Raw genomic sequence first — 19,142 nt, forward strand, 5'->3', positions numbered from 1 at the left:
CATCGGCCGCGACGGCGAGGTGCGCCTGTCCGACTTCGGCCTCGCCATCGAACTCACCGGCACCCACGGCCACTGCGCCCCCATGGGCACCCCCGCCCCATGTCGTTGGGTGTCAAGCGGCAATGGGTTGGTCGTGGGCGTGGTGTCTTTGATGTGCCACCCCCTTGTTCGAGGAGGGGCCGCCCCCGCTCCGGCGGGGCCTCGGGTTGCCGGTAACGCTTCGGCATCCGACGGTTCGGCGGGCATTGACACCCCGCCGAGGGGGACCGTACGGTCCTGTACCAAGCGACTGGAAAGTTTCCTAACAGTTCACGTCGATCGGTCGGGAGGGGAGGATTCCGGGCATGACCAAGAGCACCGCCAAGGCTCCCCTCGCCGGCACCCCCAGCCTGTTGCGCGCCATCAACGACCGCGCCGCCCTCGAACTGTTGCTGGAGAACGGGCCGCTGTCCCGTACCCAGATCGGGGCGCTGACCGGGCTCTCCAAGCCCACCGCCTCCCAGCTGCTGGCGCGGCTGGAGGCGGCCGGGCTGGTGGTGCCGGTGGGTACCACCGAGGGTGGGCCGGGGCCCAACGCGCAGCTGTACCAGGTGAATCCGGCGGCCGGCTACGTCGCCGGGGTGGACGTCACCAACAGCGGGATCAGGGTCGCCGTCGCCGACATCACCGGCGGCACGGTGGCCGAGCACAGCGTGTCCACCAGGGGCGTACCGGCCGCGGAGACCGTGCCGGGGGTGGCCGCCGCCGTGGCCGAGACGGTCCGCGTCGCCGGGCTGCCGGCGGGGAGCCTGCGCACCGTCGCGATCGGCGTCGGCGGAGCGCCGGATCCGGTGACCGGCAAGCTGCACTACGCCTCCCACCTGCCCGGTTGGCACTCGCCCAGACTCGTCGAGGAGCTGACCGAGGCGATCGGCGCGCCGGTGTCGATCGAGAACGACGTGAACCTGGCCGCGGTCGCCGAGCAGGTCTCCGGCGCGGCGGCCGGCTTCGAGGACTTCGTCCTGCTCTGGGCCGGGGCCGGCGTCGGCGCCGCGATCGTGCTCGCCGGGCGGCTGCACCGCGGCTTCACCGGCGGCGCCGGCGAGGTCGGCTACATGCCGGTGCCCGGCTCACCGGTCGAGTGGGACGCCCGCCGCCGCAAGTTCGGCGGCTTCCAGGCCCAGGTCGGCGCACCCGCCGTCCGGGCCCTGGCGCGCGAGCACGGGCTCGGCGCGCCCAGCGCGGAGGAGTCGATCGCCAAGGCCCTGGAGACCCCGGGCGCCGGTGACGCCTTCCTCACCGAACTGGCCGGACGGCTCGCCGTCGGACTGTCCGTGATCGTCGCCGTGGTCGACCCCCAGCTGGTGGTCCTCTCCGGCGCGGTGCCGAGCGCCGGCGGAATGCGGCTGCGCGCGCTCGTCGAGGACGAACTGGCCCGGATCTGCCTCGCCCGTCCGGAGATCCGCAGCAGTGCCCTGCCCGGCTCGCCCGTCCTGCTCGGCGCCCTGCAGCGTGCCCTCACGGACGCCCGCGAGTCGGTCTTCTCCACCCACTCCTGATCCACTCCCCGCGCTCCTGCACCCACCGCTCCCCGACCCCCTACGCGGGCCACGAGGCGATGACGCCTGCCCGCGCACCCCCAGGAGGACCTCGAAGTGCACCCCACCACCTCCCGCAGAGGCCGCCGCACGATCGCCGCCGTCGCCGGCGGCGCAGTCCTGGCCCTGTTCGCCTCCGCCTGCACCGGTTCCAGCGAGTCGGGCGGCAGCGACGACTCCGCCAGCGGCAAGGACGTCACCATCACCTTCTGGCACGGCTGGAGCCAGGACAGCGAGGTGAAGGCGATCAACGACACCATCGCCGCCTTCGAGAGGGCCCACCCCAACATCCACGTCAAGCCGGTGGGCAACGTCGCGGACGACAAGGTCAACCAGGCCCTGCGGGCCGGCGGCGACGACGCGCCGGACGTGGTGTCCTCCTTCACCACCAACAACGTCGGCATGTTCTGCTCGACCAAGGCCTTCGTCGACCTCAAGCCCCAGCTGCAGAAGAGCGGCATCGATCCGGCCAGGACCTTCCCGGCCGCGATGCTCGACTACACGCGGTTCCAGGGCAACCAGTGCTCGCTGCCGCTGCTCGGCGACGCCTACGGGCTGTACTACAACAAGAAGGCCTTCGCCGCGGCCGGGATCGCGAACCCGCCCAAGACCTTCAGCGAGTTCGCCGACGACGCCAAGAAGTTGACCATCGCCGACGGCGACTCGTACAAACAGCTCGGCTTCATGCCGCTGTACCACGGCTACGAGTCCACCACCGAGCACTTCCTCGGCCAGTACGGCGCCACCTACTTCGGCGCCGACGGCAAGTCGAACCTCGCCACCGACCCCAAGGTCGCGGCGATGCTCAACTGGCAGAAGGGCCTGGTCGACCAGCTCGGCGGCTACGCCAAGCTGGACAAGTACCGGGCCACCTTCGGCGAGGAGTTCAGCGCCAAGAACCCCTTCCAGACCGGCCAGGTCGCGATGGCCATCGACGGCGAGTGGCGCACCGCCTCACTCGCCGAGAACAAGCCCGACTTCGACTGGGCCACCGCGCCGTTCCCCGTCCCGGACGACCAGGCCGCAAGCTACGGCCGCGGCTACCAGACCGGCACCATCGTCGGCATCGCCAGCACCAGCAAGAAGCAGGCCGCGGCCTGGGAGTTCGTCAAGTTCCTGACCACCGACACCGACGCCGTGGTCGACTTCGCCAACGCGATCCACAACGTGCCCAGCACCTTCGACGCGCTCAGCTCGCCGAAGCTGGTCAGCGACCCCAGCTTCAAGACCTTCCTGGACGTCGCCAAGAACCCGAACTCGGGCACCACCCCGGCCAGCGTCAACGGCGGCGGCTACATCGTCTCCCTGCAGAACCTCGGCTACGACATCGAGTCGGGCAAGCAGACCGACGTCCAGGCGGGCCTCGCCGCCACCGCCAAGCAGATCGACACCGACATCGCCCAGGCGAAGTAGCGGGAACGGCCCACGGAGCTCCCCATGTCACTCGCGTTCGGCACCCGCAAGGGCGCTGGGGCGACCACCCCGGCGGCGCCCGCCACGCAGCACCTGCTGCGCCGGAAGCGCCGCCGGGAGACGGCCCGCACCCTCGCCTTCCTCTCCCCCTGGCTGATCGGGGTCAGCGTCTTCTTCGTCTACCCGCTGGTCTCCACCGCCTACTTCTCCCTCACCCAGTACAACGGCTTCGGCGCCCCGGCCTTCAACGGCCTCAAGAACTGGGACTACGTCCTCGACGAGCTGCCGACCTTCTGGCAGGGCCTGCGCAACACCCTGTGGCTGGTGCTGGTCATGGTGACCCTGCGGGTCGCCTTCGGCCTCGGCATCGGGCTGCTCATCACCAAGGTCAAGACCGGCGCCGGCTTCTTCCGCACCGTCTTCTACCTGCCCTACCTGGCCCCGCCGGTGGCCGCCACGGTCGCCTTCGCCTTCCTGCTCAACCCCGGCACCGGCCCGCTCAACCACCTGCTCGGCGAACTCGGGCTGCCGCAGCCCGGCTGGTTCGCCGACCCGGACTGGTCCAAGCCCGCGCTCACCCTGCTCGCCATGTGGGGCATCGGCGACCTGATGGTCATCTTCATGGCCTCGCTGCTGGACGTCCCCCAGGAGCAGTACGAGGCGGCCGAACTCGACGGCGCCGGCCCGTTCCAGCGGTTCCGGTACGTCACGCTGCCGAACATCTCGCCGATCATCATGTTCGCGGTGGTCACCGGGGTCATCCAGACCATGCAGTACTACACCCAGGCGATCGTCGCCGGGAAGGTCGCCAGCGGCATCGCCGGCAACTCCGGGCAGCAGTTCGAGCCCGGCTATCCCCAGGGCTCCACCTGGACCCTGCCGCAGATGGTCTACAACCTCGGCTTCCAGCGCTTCGACTACGGCGCCGCCTGCGTCGTCGCCCTGGTGCTGTTCGCCATCTCGATGGCCGTCACCTCGATCCTGCTCCGCCGCCGGTCCGGCTTCATGGCGAGCGACGACTAGCGCCACGACCAGAGCGACGACCAGCGGACGGATGAGGACCCTGTCATGACTCCCAGCTCCACACTGACCGAGCCGCCGGCCCGCACCGCCGGCGGCAGCGCCGCCGCCCGGGCCGCCCGGCGCCGCGCGCTGCTCAACTGGGTGGCCGTGCACGCGCTGGCGATCGCCGCCGCGCTGTTCTTCCTGCTGCCCTTCGTCTTCGTCTTCCTCACCTCGGTGATGAACGACCAGCAGGCGCTCACCACCGACTACTGGCCCGCCTCCTGGAACTGGGGCAACTACGGCAAGGTCTGGGACACCCCCGGCTTCCTCACCTGGTGGCGCAACACCCTGGTGTACGCCGGCGCCGGCACCCTGCTCACCGTCCTCTCCAGCCTGCCGGTCGCCTACGCGCTCGCCAAGTTCCGCTTCCGCGGCCGCAACCTGGCGCTGATGGCGGTCATCGCGATGATGATGCTGCCGCCGCAGGTCACCGTCATCCCGATGTACCTGTTCTGGGCCAAGCAGATGGGCCTGGGCGGCTCACTCTGGCCGCTGATCACCCCGATGGCCTTCGGCGACGCGTTCTCGATCTTCCTGCTGCGCCAGTTCCTGCTGACCATCCCCAAGGAGTACCTCGAGGCCGCCCGGACCGACGGCTGCGGCGATCTGCGCACCCTCCTGCGAGTCGTCCTGCCGATGGCCAAGCCGGCCATCGCCGCCGTCGCCCTGTTCCAGTTCTTCTACTGCTGGAACGACTACTTCGGCCCGCAGATCTACGCCAGCGACAACCACGAGGCCTGGACGCTCAGTTACGGCCTGGAGTCGTTCAAGGCCGCCCACCACACCAACTGGAACCTCACCATGGCCGCCACCCTGCTGGTGATGGCCCCGGTGATCGTCCTCTTCTTCTTCGCGCAGAAGGCCTTCATCGAAGGCGTGACACTGACAGGGGTCAAGGGCTGATGTCCGCACTGAAGACGTCCGCGCCGAAGACGTCCGCACTGAAGTTGGCCATCGTCGGCGGTGGTTCGACGTACACCCCGGAGCTGATCGACGGCTTCGCGCGGCTGCGCGACACCCTGTCGATCGGCGAACTGGTGCTGATCGACCCGGCCGCCGAGCGGCTGGAGCTGATCGGCGGCCTCGCCCGGCGGATCTTCGCCCGGCAGGGGCACCCCGCCGCGGTGTCGGTGACCACCGACCTGACGGCGGGCGTCGCGGACGCCGACGCCGTACTGCTCCAACTGCGGGTCGGCGGCCAGGCCGCGCGCAACCAGGACGAGACCTGGCCGCTGGAGTGCGGCTGCGTCGGCCAGGAGACCACCGGCGCGGGCGGGCTCGCCAAGGCGCTGCGCACGGTGCCGGTCGTCCTGGACATCGCCGAGCAGGTCCGCCGGACCAACCCGGACGCCTGGGTCGTCGACTTCACCAACCCGGTCGGCATCGTCACCCGGGCCCTGCGGAACGCCGGCCACAAGGCCGTCGGGCTGTGCAACGTCGCGATCGGCTTCCAGCGCAGGTTCGCGGCCCACCTGGGGGTCGACCCGGAGCTGGTCCGGCTGGACCACGTCGGGCTCAACCACCTCACCTGGGAGCGCGGGGTGACCCTGCTGGACTCCCCCGGTTCGGTGAACGGGCGGGAGGTGCTGCCCTCGCTGCTGCGGGACTTCGGCAGGGAGATCGCCGACGACCTGCACCTGCCGCAGGCCTTCGTCCAGCGGCTCGGTGTGGTGCCCTCGTACTACCTGCGGTACTTCTACCAGCACGACCCGGTGGTCGAGGAACTCAAGGCCCAGGGCTCGCGCGCGGCGCAGGTCGCCGAGATCGAACGGCAGTTGCTGGAGCTGTACGCCGACCCCGCGCTGGACACCAAGCCCGAGCTGCTCGGCAAGCGCGGCGGGGCCTTCTACTCGGAGGCCGCCGTCCAGCTGATCTCGGCCCTGCTGGGGACCGGCGGCGGGACGTCCGTCCAGGTGGTCAACACCCGCAACGAAGGGGTGCTGCCCTTCCTGCCGGACGACGCCGTCATCGAGGTCCCGGCCGAGGTGAACGCCGCCGGGGTGCGGCCGCTGCCGCAGCGGCCGGTCGAGCCGCTGTTCGCCGGACTGATCGCCGCCGTCACCTCGTACGAGCACCTCGCGCTCGACGCCGCCCTGCACGGCGGACGCGACCGGGTCTTCGACGCCCTGCTCGCCCACCCGCTGGTCGGCCAGATCGAACTCGCCGACCAGCTCACGGACCGGCTGCTCGCCCACAACCGCGAGCACCTCGCCTGGGCCTGAGCGCCCGGGTGCCCGGCCCGCTCGAGACGGCGGGCCGGGCACCGCGAGGAGACCGACCAACCCCGGCCGGGGCTCCGCGGCCGGGCCACGTACGAGCCGCGGGGACCTCGATGACCCACCAGCCCGAACCACTCCTGCCCGGCGTCCTCGCCATCGACGCGGGCAACTCCAAGACCGACGTCGCCCTGATCGGCGCCGACGGCACCGTCCTCGGCACCGCCCGCGGCGGCGGCTTCGCACCCCAGAAGATCGGCGGCGCCGCGGCCGTGGCCGGCCTCGCCCCCCTGGTCGAACAGGCCGCCGCGGCGGCCGGCCACCCCGGCTTCCGCGGCGTGCTCACCAGCCACGTCAGCGCCTGCCTGGCCAACGCCGACCTGCCGGTCGAGGAGGAGGCGCTGCGCGCCGCCCTCGAATCGCACCCGTGGGGCCTCAGCAACACCGTCGTCAACGACACCTTCGGCCTGCTGCGGGCCGGCACCGACGGCCCGCGCGGGGTCGCGGTGGTCTGCGGCGCCGGGATCAACTGCGTCGGCCTGCTGCCGGACGGGCGCACCGCCCGCTTCCCGGCGCTCGGCGAGCTCACCGGCGACTGGGGAGGCGGCGCCGGGCTCGCCGTCAACAGCATGTGGCACGCCGTACGCGCCGAGGACGGGCGGGGCGGGCCCACCGCACTGGCCCGGGCCATCGCCGAACACTTCGGCCTGCCCAGCGCCGGGGCCGTCGCCGAGGCCGTCCACCTCGGGCACCTGCCGACCACGCGGCTGCACGAGATCGTCCGGGTGCTGTTCGCGGTCGCGGGCGAGGGGGACGTCGTCGCCCTGGAACTGATCGACCGGCAGGCGGACGAGATCGTCCGGCTGGCCGTGGTGGCGCTCGGACGGCTGGAACTGCTGGACTCGCCCGCCCCGGTGGTGCTCGGCGGCGGGGTGCTCGCCTCCCGGCAACCGCTGCTGCTCGACAACCTGACGGCGCGGCTGGCACGGGCCGCCCCGCTGGCCGAGCCTCGGGTGGTCGTGGCGCCGCCGGTGCTGGGGGCGGCGCTGCTGGGGCTCGACCACCTGGGCGCGGGCGCGGCGGCGCAGGCTCGGGTGCGCGGGGTGTACGAGGCGCGGCGGGTGATCGCGGCCTGAGGCCGTGTCGATCCGAGCCCGCGTGGGCCTTTGAGACCTCCCGCCCCGCCGGATCCGCACATCCGGTGGGGGCGGGAACCGTTCGGCCGGGGGCGGGAACCGTTCGGTGGGAACGGGACCCGTTCGGTAGGGCGGGAACTGTGCGGCGCGCGCCGGTCGTGTACCCGGGTGCCGACCACCACCGACGCCCGGGGAGACTTGTGCCATGGCCGTGCCCCGCATCCTCCTCGCCGCCGCCGCACTGACCGCGACCGCCCTGGCCGGTCTCACCGGCTGCACCCCCGCCGACTCCCGCCCGACGGTGGCCGCCGCCTCCTCCGCCGCGGCCCTCGCCGACGACGGCGCGGACGACCCGCTGGACGACGATGACGACCTCGCCGACGACGGCAGCTACGCCGCTGCCGGTGCCGTCGCCGCCCCCGAAGCCCCCGAGGCCGCCGAGACCCCCGCCCCGGAGTGCACGGCTCCGGTGGTCACCCCCGGCCACCAGGTGCTGATCGTGGTCGCCGCCGGCCCGGCCGAACTCACCGCCCAGCCAGCCCGTTTCGCCTGCACCCCGCCGCACTACGAGCCCACCGGCACCCCCGTCCACTACGGCTTCGCCGCGGCCGGTGTCACCGCCACCCTGGTCGACCGCCCGCACGAGGAGGCGGCCAAGCCCGTCGAGCTGGACGAACTGGTCACCCACCTCAACGACTGCCTCGCCGAACGCGACCCGGCCGACCCCTACGCCTGCTACGGCAACGCCTACGACGTGGTCCTGGACTCGCACGGCCGGATCATGCGGATCTCCGAGGTCGAGGTGCCGACACCGTAGGGCACCGGGCCGGGGCTGGGAAGGGGGCCGGGGTGGGCGATTCGTGCAGGTCGTGGGGAGGGCAATACGGTGTAAAAGCCCCCTTCAACTGTTGAGATTCGCCGTCGCTACGCGCATCAACGTGTTGTCAGCTGGGGGCTTTTGGCTTTCGATACGTTTTTCGGGGCCGTCCTTGGGGTTGGTCTTACTATCGGCGTCGTTGACCCGGTTTCGACGGCGGTGCTTTGCTTCCCGCCGTCGGCAGTGAACCGGTCCCCCATCCCCGCTTCGCTGACTGTTCATGACGAACGGTCGGTGGCAACCGGTTCGCCGTCGTCGCTCCTCCCCATTTGTCCCCCACGGTGTCGCCGCGCCCTACCGGTGTGCGGTCGGCATGTAGAGAGGAACCCTCACGATGGGCATGTCCCCCACCTCCCGCCGGGCACGAGTCCGGGCCCTGACCGGGCTCAGCGCGCTGGCGCTGGCCGCCACCGGTTTCGCCGCCGCCCCGGCCGCCCAGGCCGACCAGCCGGGCAGCGAGTTCGCCGGCCAGAGCCGCCCGTACCGGCACGGCGTCGTCCCCACCAAGGAGGCGAGCAAGACCGCGTCGGCGCAGCGCACCTCCAACCTGCACTTCGGCGGCGGTGTCGACGGCATCGGCGTCACCACCGGCGCGCCGAAGGTCTACGTGATCTTCTGGGGTTCCCAGTGGGGCACCGCGGGCACCGACGCCAACGGTTACACGACCCTCTCCGGTGACCCGTCGGGCGAGGCCGTCCGCGCCCAGCAGCTGTACAAGGGCCTCGGCACCAACAACGAGACCTGGTCCGGCGTCATGACCCAGTACTGCGAGGGCATCACCAAGGGCGCCACCAGCTGCCCGTCGACCGCCGCGCACGTCGGCTACCCGACCGGCGGCGCGCTGGCCGGCGTCTGGGTGGACAACTCCGCCGCCGCCCCGGGGCAGGCCACCGGCAACCAGATCGCCAACGAGGCCATCAAGGCCGCCGGGCACTTCGGCAACACCACCGCGGCCGCCAACCGCAACGCGCAGTACGTGGTGCTCTCCCCGACCGGCACCCACCCGGACGGCTTCAACACCTCGACCGGCAACTTCTGCGCCTGGCACGACTGGAACGGCGACACCACGCTGACCGGCGGCGCGGCCACCTCGCCGTACGGTGACGTGGCGTTCAGCAACGACCCGTACGTGACCGACATGGGCACCTCCTGCGGCCAGAACTACGTCAACAGCGGCACCGCGGGCCTGCTGGACGGCGTGACCATGGTGTTCGGCCACGAGTACTCGGAGACCGTCACCGACCAGAACCCGGCCGGCGGCTGGACCGACTCGACCGGCTACGAGAACGCCGACAAGTGCGCCTGGAAGGGCACCGGCGGCGTCGGCGGCGCGCAGAACGTGGCCTTCGCGACCGGCTCGTTCGCGATGCAGGGCACCTGGGCGAACGACTACAACGGCGGTGCGGGCGGCTGCGAGATCTCGCACCCGATCGTCCCCTGACCTGAGCAGCGCCCCCGAGCAGCGTGGGGCAGCTCGGGGATCGTCTGATCCGGTGGATCCGAGCGGGCTGAGGGGTCTCGTGCCCTGAGGATCCGGAGCGGGGGAAGGCGCCGGGGTGGGTTTGTGCGGGCCCACCCCGGCGCTTCGCGCTGTCCGCGGCACCTTTCCAGGACGGCGCCAGGGCGGCGCGACGAGGGCGCCGGGACGGCGCTAGGACGGCGCGACGAGGCCGAACTCGTAGGCGTGGATGACCAGGTGGACCCGGTCGCGGGCGTCCAGCTTGGTGAACAGTCGGGCGACGTGCGCCTTGGCGGTGGCCACGCTGATGGTGAGTTCCTCGGCGATCTCCGTGTTGGACAGGCCGCGGCCGACCAGGGTGAGCACCTCGCGCTCGCGCTCGGTGATGCCCTCGGCGGACTTCCGGGGCCGGGCGGAGGCGTCCGGGCGGGCGGCGAACTCGCCGATCAGGCGGCGGGTGATGCCCGGGGCGAGCAGGGCGTCGCCGGCGGCGACCACCCGGACGCCGTCCAGGATGGTCTCCAGGGCGAGGTCCTTGACCAGGAAGCCGCTCGCCCCGGCGCGCAGCGCGCCGTACACGTAGTCGTCGTCGTCGAAGGTGGTGAGGACGAGCACGTGGGTGGGCAGTTCGGGGTCGGCGAGGATCCGGCGGGTGGCCTCGATGCCGTCCATGCCGGGCATCCGGATGTCCATCACGGCGACGTCGGGGCGCAGCCGGGTGACCAGTTCGACGGCCTCGGCGCCGTTGCCGGCCTCGCCGACCACCTCCAGGTCGGGGGCGTCGGCGATGAGCACGCGCAGGCCGGTGCGGATGAGCGGCTGGTCGTCGACCAGGACGACGCGGATCACGGTCCCACCTCCAGGGCGGATTCTTCGGTTCTTCCCGATGGTGCGGGTGTTGCGGAAGTTTCAGCTTTTTTGGAAGATTCGGAAGTTTCGCCTACTTCGGACAATTCGGGGTCTTCGGATGCTTCGGGCGCCTTGGGGATCGGCAAGCGCGCGGCGACCCGGAAGCCGCCCCCGGGGCGCGGGCCGGCGCTGAACTCGCCGTGCAGCAGGGCGACCCGCTCGCGCATGCCGGCCAGGCCGTAGCCGGTGCCGGGGGTGTGGGTGGGCGTGCCCGCGCCCAGATCGACGACGGTGACGGCGAGTCGCTCCGTGCCGTACTCGACCGTGACCTGGCAGTCGCGGGTGCCGGAGTGCTTGACCACGTTGGTGACCGCCTCCTGGACGATCCGGAAGGCGGCGAGGTCCACCTCGGGCGGCAGGGCCCGGGCTTCGCCGCCGCGGGTGAGCGCGACCCGCACCCCGGCGCCCGCCGTCTTCTCCACCAGCCGGTCCAACTCGGCCAGCCCGGGCGCGACTTCCAGCGGCGCGGACTCCCCCTCGCCCCGCCGCAGCGCGCCCAGCATCCGGCGCAGACCGGCCAGGGTCTCCCGGCTGGTGGCCTCGATGGCGTCGAGCGCGTTGCGGGTCTCGGCGGGCTGGGTGTCCATGACCCGGCTGCCCATGCCGGCCTGGATCGCGATGATGCCGATGTTGTGGGCCACCATGTCGTGCAACTCGCGGGCGATGCGCAGCCGTTCGGCGGTGACGGCCTGCTCGGCGGCGCGGCCGCGCAGGGCCTCGGCGTGGGTGCGGCTCTGGCGGACGGTGTTGCCGATCAGCCAGGCGATCAGGACGGTCGCGGCGAGGCCCCCGTAGGCGTACGGGTTCACGACGTAGCCGTTGACGGCGCCCCAGACGTACAGCCCGGCGAGCAGGGCCAGCGGCATCCCCGTCGCGATCGCCGACACCGGGCGGGACCGGGTGACCACGCAGTAGGCGACCACCGCTTCCGCGATCAGGAACTGCACCGGCGCCGTCACCGGGACCTCCCACATCCCGAGCGAGTAGACGCCACCCGCCAGCGCCACCGCGACGGCCGCCAACGGCAGCGGGACCAGCAGGAACGCCACCAGGGTGGTGACCACGGCGGTGACCACCAGGGGCATGTCCTCGGTGTTGCCGTGGTAGTCGAAGAGGTGGCGCAGTTCCTCGGCCCGGGTGAAGAACCGGAACACCACGATGCTCGTCCAGAACGCCGCCACCCACACGCCCGCGGGCAGGCGCCTGAGCAGGGGCGGGCGGGGTTCGGTGATCATGGCGCGATGGTAGCGGCGGGCGGTGCGGCGGCGCATTGGCCCGCGGGAGTAAGCCCGGGGGCGGGGGCGGCCGCTCCCGGTTGTGTCCCGCCGCCCGATGTCCGACCACGGCCCCGACCGGCACCGTTGTCCCCGTGATCGAGATCGAGCGACTGACCAAGCGGTACGGCGCCACCACGGCCGTCGACCAGTTGACCTTCACCGTCCGGCCGGGCGCCGTCACCGGTTTCCTCGGCCCCAACGGCGCGGGCAAGTCCACCACGCTGCGGATGGTCCTGGGCCTCAACGCCCCCACCGAGGGCACCGTCACCGTCGACGGCGTGCCCTTCGCGGGCCGGCCGCGCGGACTGCGGCACATCGGCGCCCTGTTGGACGCGAGCGACGTGCACGGCGGGCGCAGCGCCCGGGCCCACCTGTCGGCGCTGGCCCGCAGCAACCGGATCCCGCTCGGGCGGGTCGACGAGGTGCTGGCCGAGGTCGGGCTCGGCAAGGCCGCCGGGCGGCGGATCGGCGGCTTCTCGCTGGGCATGAAGCAGCGCCTCGGCATCGCCGGCGCCCTGCTCGGGGACCCGCCGGTGCTGCTCTTCGACGAGCCGCTGAACGGGCTGGACCCGGAGGGCGTGCTGTGGGTGCGCGGGCTGTTCCGCCGGCTCGCGGACGAGGGGCGGACGGTGTTCGTCTCCAGCCACATGATGGCCGAGATGGAGCACACCGCCGACCGGCTGGTGGTGATCGGCCGCGGCCGGCTGATCGCCGACCAGAGCCTGGCCGAGTTCTCGGCCCGCAACGCGGAGACCTCGGTGGCCGTCCGGGCACCCGAACTGTGCTCCCTGGTCGAGGCGTTGCGCACCGAGGGGGCCGACGTCGTCACGTTGGAGCCACAGTTCGGTGTCGTCACCGGCCTGCCCGCCGAGCGGATCGGCGAACTCGCCCTGCGGCACGGCGTGGTGCTGCACGAGCTGGCCACCCGGACGTCGTCCCTGGAGTCAGCGTTCATGTCCCTGACCGCAGACAGCGTCGAGTACCTGGCGGGAGAAGCCCGATGAGCACCATGACCGTTCGCCTGACGGAACCGGCGCCCCGGTTCACCGACCTGCTCGCCGCCGAGTGGATCAAACTGCGCTCGCTGCGGTCGACGTACTGGGTGCTGGCGCTCGCCTCGCTGGTCGCGATCGGGATCAACCTGAACGCGGTGCACAGCGACCTGACGTACATCGACCATCCGCCGGCCCCGATCCCCGGCCTCCCGCCGTACCGGTACGACGCGCTGCGCCACAGCCTCAGCTTCATCGCCTGCGACCTGATGGCCGTCGCGGCCGGCAGCCTCGGGGCGATCACCGTGTTCGGCGAGTACGCCACCGGCCTGGTCCGCGCCACCTTCGCCGCCGTGCCCGACCGGCGCGGGGTGATCGCCGCCAAGGTGCTGCTGATCGGCGGGATCACCGCGCTGGCGGGTGCGGTGGTGTCGACGGTGTCCTTCTTCGCCTGCAACGCCATGCTGGCCTCCCGGCACGTCGGGCTCTCCATCACCGAAGGGGTCAGCCTCCAGGCCGTCCTCGGCTACGCGGCGATCGTGCCGGTCAGCGCGCTGGTCGGGATGGCGCTCGGCGCGCTGCTGCGACACGCCACCGCCTCGATCGTGTCGCTGGTGATGCTGTTCTTCATTCTGCCGCTGATGTTCACCGGGGACCGCTACCGGTGGCTGAACGAGATCGGCTCCCACCTGCCGCTGGCCCCCGTCACCCGGCTCACCTACAACCCCGACTCCTTGACCACGATCAGCAAGTGGGCGCCGGGCGTGCTCGACTCGTGGATCACCGTGGCGGTGTGGGCGGCCGTCTCGATCGCGGTGACGATGATCGTGGTACGGCGCCGGGACGTCTGAAGTCCCCTACGGTCACCGGATGTCGAGGCGCTGCGCGGTCTCGGCGGGCAACTGGTAAGGACGTTCGGGCGGCAACAGCCGCTGCGCCTTCGCCGGCTGCCCACCGCGGACCAGCGCGGCGATCCGCTGTACCTGCGGCGTGAGGTCGGTGAGTTCGGTGACCCACTCCTCCGCGAAGGTGCGGATCAGCGACCGGCCGATGCCCACCTGGATGCTGTACTGGTTCAGCGCCGCCCCGCGCAGCGTCCGCTCCGGATCCCACTGCACGTGGACCTCGGCGCCGGCCAGCTCGTCCGGGTGGGCGGTGGTGAGGACGGCGCGGGACAGTGCCTCCTCCCCAGCCCGCGCGGGTGATCCGGACCGCCAACACCCTGGTCTGGCCCGGCTTCTGCGCCCAGTTGCTGCGGTGCATCAGCCAGCGGAACGAGGGCTTGATCCAGGTCATCCGGTGGAAGCTGAACGGCGACACGAAGCGGCCCGCCGCCAGGGCGGCGTCGGCGACGGCCGGCGGGTAGGCCTGGTAGAGCACGATCGTGCGGGCGTCGTGGTCGGCGCGGATCTCGCGCAGTGCGGTCATCGGGGCAGCCTCCAGGTTGGAGCGGGGCCGCGCAACGGGATTGTCGGGGTCACGGGATGAGCTGGGCGCCGATCACACCGCGCCCGGCCTCGACGGCGGCGCGCCAGAACGGGACGACGGCGTCGAACAGGCCTGGGACGTCGTCCGAGTCGCCCAGCACCGCGTACGCCCGCTCCTTCGCCGCCGCCCGCGCGGCCTCGTCCAGGTCGAACACCGCCTCCACGGCGGGCAGCGACGCCCGCACCTCCTCGGGGGTGAGGACCATGTCCCCGAACCAGCCGGGCAGGCCCGCCATCCGCTCGGGCCCGAGGGCGTGGGCCAGGCCGAGCACCGGGTAGCGGTTCCGGGCCGAGACGCAGACGGCCGGGCCGATCTCCTTGCCGCAGTCGTTCCAGGCCTCGTACAGCATGTTCGGGTCCGTCCCGAGCGGGCCGGACACCAGCCACTCCAGCTCGTCCGTACTCAGCCCGCCGCCGTGCTCCCAACGCCGCCGCAGCGCGGCGTTCCCCGGATCCGCGGCGTGCTCGTCGAGCAGCGCCCGCAGCCTCGGGCCGTGCCGCTCGACGGCGGCGGCGGGGGCGGGGACGAGGAACCACATGCCGGAGTAGCTCATGGCCCGTCAGGGTAGGCCCGGGCACCGACAGCGGGACCGGTCACGGGGTGACCTGGGCGGCGAACAGGCCCTTCCCGGCCCGGACGACGGAGCACCAGAACGGGACCATGCCGTCCAGCAGGGCTTCCGGCTCGTGTGCGCCGAAGCCCTCGGTCAGCGCCTCGGGCGCCCGCCGCAGTACGCGTTCCCGCTCGGCGTCGTCCAGGTCGAACACCGCCTCGACGGCGGGCAGGGCGGCCTTCGCCTCCGCCGGGGTCAGCAGGAAGTCCCCGAACCAGCCCGGCAGGCCGGCGAACCGCTCGGGGCCGAGACCGTGGGCCAGGCCGGCGATCGGGTAGCCCTTGCGGGCGGAGGCGGCGAGGTACGGATCGCCCTGGTCGTAGGCGTCGCACACGTCCATGAAGACGTCGAGGTGGTCGTCCAGCGGGCAGGCCCCGGTGAGCTCCATGAAGGCGTTCCAGTCGGCCACCCCGAGTTCCCCGGCCTCCCAGCGTCGGCGGAGGTCCCTGATCCCGGGCTGTCCGGCGTGCTCGGCCAGCACCGGGTGCACCAGCGGCGCGAAGCGCTCCACGTCGGCGGCGGTCAGGGGCAGCAGGACCCAGAGGGCGGTGAAGCTCATGGCCGGCACGCTAGCGCCTGTCACCGACAACGAGGCTCCGGTGGCGTGGAGTTGGCGGCCGGCGCGGCGCCTCAGGCCGCGGTGGCCGCGGCCTTGGCGCGGAAGGCGCCGAGGGTGGCGGCCGGGACGCCGCAGGCGGGGAGGAAGGACGAGGCGCCGCCGTGGCGGGTGCGGATGCGGTCGAGGAAGACGGACATCGCCTCGGCCGGGGCCTGGAGCAGCGGGGCGGGGATGGTGAGGTGGCGGCCCTCGGAGTCGGTGACGCGGCTGGCAGTGCCCTGGTCGTTGAGGGCGGTGCGGTGGCGTTCGGCGAGGTTGGCGAAGATCTGCGGGAGGGCGTCGGCGGTGCGGGCGTAGTCGGCGACGATGCGCTCGGCGGGGACGCCGAGCAGATCGAGCAGCAGGGCGGTCAGCAGGCCGGTGCGGTCCTTGCCGGCGGCGCAGTGCAGCAGGACCGCGCCGGGGCGGATGGTGGCCTCGACGGCGACGGCGACGGCCTCGGGGGCGGACTCGGCGAGCAGCAGGTAGAACTCGCCGAGGTCGGCGGCGGTGGTCATGGTCGCCATGTGGGCGGTGAGGGCGTCGGTGGCGGGGTTCACCGGGGCGGCGACCACGGCTATCCCGGCGGCCTCGGCGGCGGCCCAGTCGGCGGGCCGGGTCTCGCGGGGATCGCGCAGGTCGACGACGGTGCGGATGTCGCAGGAGCGCAGCTGGGCGACGATCTCCTCGTCGGCGGCCGGGTACGGCTGGGCGGAGCGGTACAGCACGCCGGGGCGGATCCGCAGGCCCTCGGGGTCGCTGAGGACGGCGGAGTCGCGGAAGTTGACCAGGGACATGCGAGGGGCCTTTCGGTGGAGCCGCGCGGCAGAGAGGGAGACGTCCAAACGCCTAGACGTCTAACCCCTCACCCGGGTACCGGGCAAGCCGCGGCCCACGGGCCACCCTTCCATCCCACCCCCGTCGGCCCGCCGCGGCGACCCGGGGACGCCTTCGGGCTTGGATCGAGCCCGTGCCGACGAAGCCCCCGGATAGCCCCTCCAGTACTCCCTGGAACACCCCTCTGTACAGTCGACTGGCCCGGCGGCTCCAGGCCGTGGTGCAGATCCGCCGGGGCATGGACACCTTCGTCCGTCCACCCGCCGTGCGGGTGTCGATCAGGTGGACTCTGGACCTGGCGCGGGCCGCCGGGGTGGTGAGCAGCTCGCGTTCGAGTGTTGATGAGTGGCGAGGGAAACCGCCCCCGCGTACCCGGACCACGGACACGGTCCGTCGGCGCCGGACGCGGCCGGAACGCGGTGGACCAGAACGCCCAAGACCGTTCGGGGCGTTCGGCTGAGTACGGTCTCTGGAGACAGGACCCACTCCCGCTCAGTCTTTAGGAACGGTTGGCAGGACACGGTGACCGAGACGAACGAGTGCGACATACCCACCGAGCTGACCGAGGCGTACCTCGTCCTGCTCGCCGACGTCTCCCGTACCGGGCGCCTGCTGCGCCGGGACGAGCTGGAGGGGCTGCGCCGCCTCGGCGAGCAGTGTGCCGAGGCCGGTTACGGGCTGCGCGAGGTGGTCTCGCACTGCCTGGCCGCGGCCCGGCGGGCCTGGCAGACCCTGCCCGGGACGACCGCCGCGGCCAGCGTCGGCGAGCTGCGCCGGATGGGCGACGCGGTGCTGGCCGCCACCGACGCCGCGCTGGCCGCGCTCGGCGAGGGGCACGAGCGGTCCCAGCGCCTGGCGGTCCGTCAGGAGGAGGCGGCCAGGCGGGAGTTCATCGACGACCTGTTGCACGGCCGCAGCGACCTCGGCCTGCTCGCCGAGCGCGCGGAGCGGTTCGGGCTGCGGCTGGCGGGCGCGTACACGGTGGCGGTGGCGGTCGGCGACGAGGCGTTCGCGGACGTCCATCCGCTGGTGCACCGGGTGGAGCGGGAGCTGACCGGGCGGTTCGGCGAGCGGGACGTGCTGCTGGCCAGCAAGGACGGCCGGCTGGTGTGCATCGCCCCGGACTCCGAGCGGGCCGTGCTGGAGGCCTTCGCCGACCTGACGCTGCGCCCCGGCCCCGGTTACCACCCGGTGCTGCGGGTGGCGACCGGCCGTCGGCACTCGGGCGCGAGCGGGGTGCTGCGCAGCTACGACGAGGCGCTGGACGCGTTGGACTACGCCCAGCGGCTGGGCCTGTCGGCCTGCCGGCTGCGGGCCGAGGAGCTGCTGGTCTTCCCGGTGCTGATGCGTGACCGGGCGGCGATCGCCGACCTGGTGCGCAGTGTGCTCGGCCCGCTGACCGAGGCGCGCGGCGGCGCCCGTCCGCTGCTGGACACCATCGCGGTGCAGGCGGAGGCGGCGTACGTGAACGCGGAGGCGGCGCGCCGGCTGGGCCTGAGCGTGCGCACGCTCGGCTACCGGCTGGAGCGGATCAAGGCGCTCACGGGGTACGACCCGGCGGACGCGCTGCAGCGCTTCACCCTGGAAACGGCGGCGATGGGGGCGCGGCTGCTGAACTGGCCGGAGCAGCCGCTGTAGGGCGCTCCCCGAAGGGGCCGGCAAACCCCGGATGACCTGCCCGGGGCCGTCCTGTTGCCCGACTGTTGCAGTGTCACGGGGAGCGTTCGTACCAGGGTGTCAAAAGGCCGTAAAGATTGCCGGATCCTGGCAATGTGCGGACGCCTCCCCCACTGCCATGATCTCCCCGGCGCCGATGTGCGGTGCCGGGGGAAGGGCGGGGGAGCATGGCCGGGACGGGGGACTTCTTCGCGGCCGCGCTGGCCTTTCCGACGGCGCTGTTCAGCTTCGCGCTGGTGGTGGTCGTCGGGTACTGGCTGCTGATGCTGATCGGCGGCCTGGGGTTCGACGCCCTGCACGGGGGGCACGGCGTCGGGCACCACCTGGGTGCCGGGCACGCCGGGGGGCAGGTCGGCCCGGTGGGTCACGTCGGACACGGTGCCGGGGGGCACGGTGTCGGGGGGAGCGTGGCCCACGGGACGTCCGTCGGGCACGGGGGCCACGGGACGTCCGTCGGGCACGGGGGGCACCCCGGCGGCCACCACGGGGGCGTGCTGGACGCGCTGGGGCTGGGCGGGGTGCCCGCGACGGTGGCGGTTTCGCTGCTGGTCGCGCTCGCCTGGTTCGTCAGCCTGGCCGGCACCGTCCTCACCTCGGGGGCACCGGCGCGCGGTGGTGTGTTCGCCGTCGCGCTGGTCGCCTCCTGGGCGGGCACCCGGGTGCTCGTCCGGCCGCTGCGGCGGCTGTTCCCGGAGGACCGGCCGATCACCCGGGGGGACTTCGTGGGCCGGGTCTGCGTGATCCGCACCGGCCGGGTGACCGCCGACTTCGGGCAGGCCGAGGTGACCGCCGAGGACGGCTCCACCGCGACCGTCCAGGTCCGCACGCCGGGCGCCGAGCCGGGTCTGACGGCCGGGCGCACGGCGCTGATCTACGACTACGACGCGGACCACGAGCACTTCCTGGTCGCACCGTTCGACCCGTCGCCGCCAGGCCTCTGACGTTCAGTCGGGCACTTCGGTCACTTCGGCGAGTTCGGTGACTTCGGCCACTTTGATCACTTCGGTG

At 72.6% G+C, this 19,142-nt stretch carries 17 protein-coding genes and 2 pseudogenes; 13 read left to right on the forward strand and 6 right to left on the reverse strand.

The features are described from left to right. Positions 1-344 precede the first annotated feature (344 nt). The 8 genes from ACWCYO_RS28455 to ACWCYO_RS28490 all read left to right on the forward strand — a co-directional run bounded on the left by ACWCYO_RS28455 (position 345) and on the right by ACWCYO_RS28490 (position 9,725). Positions 345-1,538 (forward strand): ROK family transcriptional regulator, encoded by a 1,194-nt coding sequence (locus tag ACWCYO_RS28455; RefSeq protein WP_270143392.1) that lies wholly within the window; start codon positions 345-347, stop codon positions 1,536-1,538. A 96-nt stretch (positions 1,539-1,634) separates the two neighbouring features. Then, complete coding sequence (locus tag ACWCYO_RS28460; protein WP_449785787.1) at positions 1,635-2,990, forward strand: ABC transporter substrate-binding protein; 1,356 nt, start codon at positions 1,635-1,637, stop codon at positions 2,988-2,990. Positions 2,991-3,014: 24 nt separating this feature from the next. After that, entirely contained in the window at positions 3,015-4,013 is a 999-nt protein-coding gene (locus ACWCYO_RS28465; protein WP_270143393.1) for a carbohydrate ABC transporter permease, read from the forward strand. Positions 4,014-4,058: 45 nt separating this feature from the next. Further along, positions 4,059-4,958 carry a carbohydrate ABC transporter permease gene (locus ACWCYO_RS28470; protein ID WP_449785788.1) on the forward strand — a complete coding sequence of 300 codons (900 nt, stop codon included), beginning with the start codon at positions 4,059-4,061 and terminating at the stop codon, positions 4,956-4,958. A gap of 38 nt (positions 4,959-4,996) precedes the next feature. Beyond that, on the forward strand, positions 4,997-6,277 hold the full coding sequence (locus tag ACWCYO_RS28475) for a 6-phospho-beta-glucosidase (RefSeq protein ID WP_449785810.1): 1,281 nt from the start codon (positions 4,997-4,999) through the stop codon (positions 6,275-6,277). Positions 6,278-6,387: 110 nt separating this feature from the next. Continuing rightward, the gene (locus ACWCYO_RS28480; protein ID WP_449785789.1) at positions 6,388-7,407 is read left to right on the forward strand and encodes an N-acetylglucosamine kinase; all 1,020 of its coding nucleotides are present in this window, start codon (positions 6,388-6,390) and stop codon (positions 7,405-7,407) included. A 205-nt stretch (positions 7,408-7,612) separates the two neighbouring features. Continuing rightward, on the forward strand, positions 7,613-8,224 hold the full coding sequence (locus tag ACWCYO_RS28485; RefSeq protein WP_270143396.1) for a hypothetical protein: 612 nt from the start codon (positions 7,613-7,615) through the stop codon (positions 8,222-8,224). Positions 8,225-8,618: 394 nt separating this feature from the next. Next, on the forward strand, positions 8,619-9,725 hold the full coding sequence (locus tag ACWCYO_RS28490; protein WP_449785790.1) for a hypothetical protein: 1,107 nt from the start codon (positions 8,619-8,621) through the stop codon (positions 9,723-9,725). Between the two features lie 210 nt (positions 9,726-9,935). Here ACWCYO_RS28490 and ACWCYO_RS28495 read toward each other — a convergent pair whose 3' ends face one another. Both ACWCYO_RS28495 and ACWCYO_RS28500 read right to left on the reverse strand, forming a co-directional pair. Next, positions 9,936-10,592: a response regulator gene (locus tag ACWCYO_RS28495; RefSeq protein WP_449785791.1), complete on the reverse strand. Its 657-nt coding sequence runs from the start codon at positions 10,590-10,592 to the stop codon at positions 9,936-9,938. Beyond that, positions 10,589-11,887: a sensor histidine kinase gene (locus ACWCYO_RS28500; protein ID WP_449785792.1), complete on the reverse strand. Its 1,299-nt coding sequence runs from the start codon at positions 11,885-11,887 to the stop codon at positions 10,589-10,591. The genes ACWCYO_RS28495 and ACWCYO_RS28500 overlap by 4 nt, the downstream gene beginning before the upstream one ends. Positions 11,888-12,021: 134 nt before the next feature. On the opposite strand from ACWCYO_RS28500, the gene ACWCYO_RS28505 reads away from it, so the two are divergent. Next, on the forward strand, positions 12,022-12,933 hold the full coding sequence (locus tag ACWCYO_RS28505) for an ABC transporter ATP-binding protein (RefSeq protein ID WP_449785793.1): 912 nt from the start codon (positions 12,022-12,024) through the stop codon (positions 12,931-12,933). After that, positions 12,930-13,772, forward strand: a complete 843-nt coding sequence (locus ACWCYO_RS28510) for an ABC transporter permease (protein ID WP_449785794.1) — start codon at positions 12,930-12,932, stop codon at positions 13,770-13,772. The genes ACWCYO_RS28505 and ACWCYO_RS28510 overlap by 4 nt, the downstream gene beginning before the upstream one ends. 12 nt (positions 13,773-13,784) lie before the next feature. Here the strand turns inward: ACWCYO_RS28510 and ACWCYO_RS28515 are convergent. The 4 genes and pseudogenes from ACWCYO_RS28515 to ACWCYO_RS28530 all read right to left on the reverse strand — a co-directional run bounded on the left by ACWCYO_RS28515 (position 13,785) and on the right by ACWCYO_RS28530 (position 16,417). Next, positions 13,785-14,349 (reverse strand): annotated as a pseudogene (locus tag ACWCYO_RS28515) (DUF4291 domain-containing protein). A 49-nt stretch (positions 14,350-14,398) separates the two neighbouring features. After that, on the reverse strand, positions 14,399-14,962 hold the full coding sequence (locus ACWCYO_RS28520) for a hypothetical protein (protein WP_270143408.1): 564 nt from the start codon (positions 14,960-14,962) through the stop codon (positions 14,399-14,401). 40 nt (positions 14,963-15,002) lie between these two features. Then, entirely contained in the window at positions 15,003-15,581 is a 579-nt protein-coding gene (locus ACWCYO_RS28525; RefSeq protein ID WP_270143410.1) for a hypothetical protein, read from the reverse strand. 71 nt (positions 15,582-15,652) lie between these two features. Further along, a complete protein-coding gene (locus tag ACWCYO_RS28530) occupies positions 15,653-16,417 on the reverse strand; it encodes a tyrosine-protein phosphatase (RefSeq protein ID WP_270143411.1) in 765 nt (254 codons plus the stop codon). Positions 16,418-16,807: 390 nt separating this feature from the next. Between ACWCYO_RS28530 and ACWCYO_RS28535 the strand changes: the two are divergent. From ACWCYO_RS28535 to ACWCYO_RS28545, 3 genes and pseudogenes are all read left to right on the forward strand, one after another. Next, positions 16,808-16,960 (forward strand): annotated as a pseudogene (locus ACWCYO_RS28535) (transposase); the annotation flags it as partial. A gap of 19 nt (positions 16,961-16,979) precedes the next feature. Further along, positions 16,980-18,095, forward strand: coding sequence for a PucR family transcriptional regulator (locus tag ACWCYO_RS28540; protein WP_270143412.1), 1,116 nt, complete (start codon positions 16,980-16,982; stop codon positions 18,093-18,095). A gap of 206 nt (positions 18,096-18,301) precedes the next feature. Continuing rightward, positions 18,302-19,075, forward strand: a complete 774-nt coding sequence (locus ACWCYO_RS28545; protein WP_449785795.1) for a hypothetical protein — start codon at positions 18,302-18,304, stop codon at positions 19,073-19,075. The last annotated feature ends 67 nt before the right edge of the window (positions 19,076-19,142 follow it).

Source organism: Kitasatospora sp. NPDC001683 (assembly GCF_053596495.1).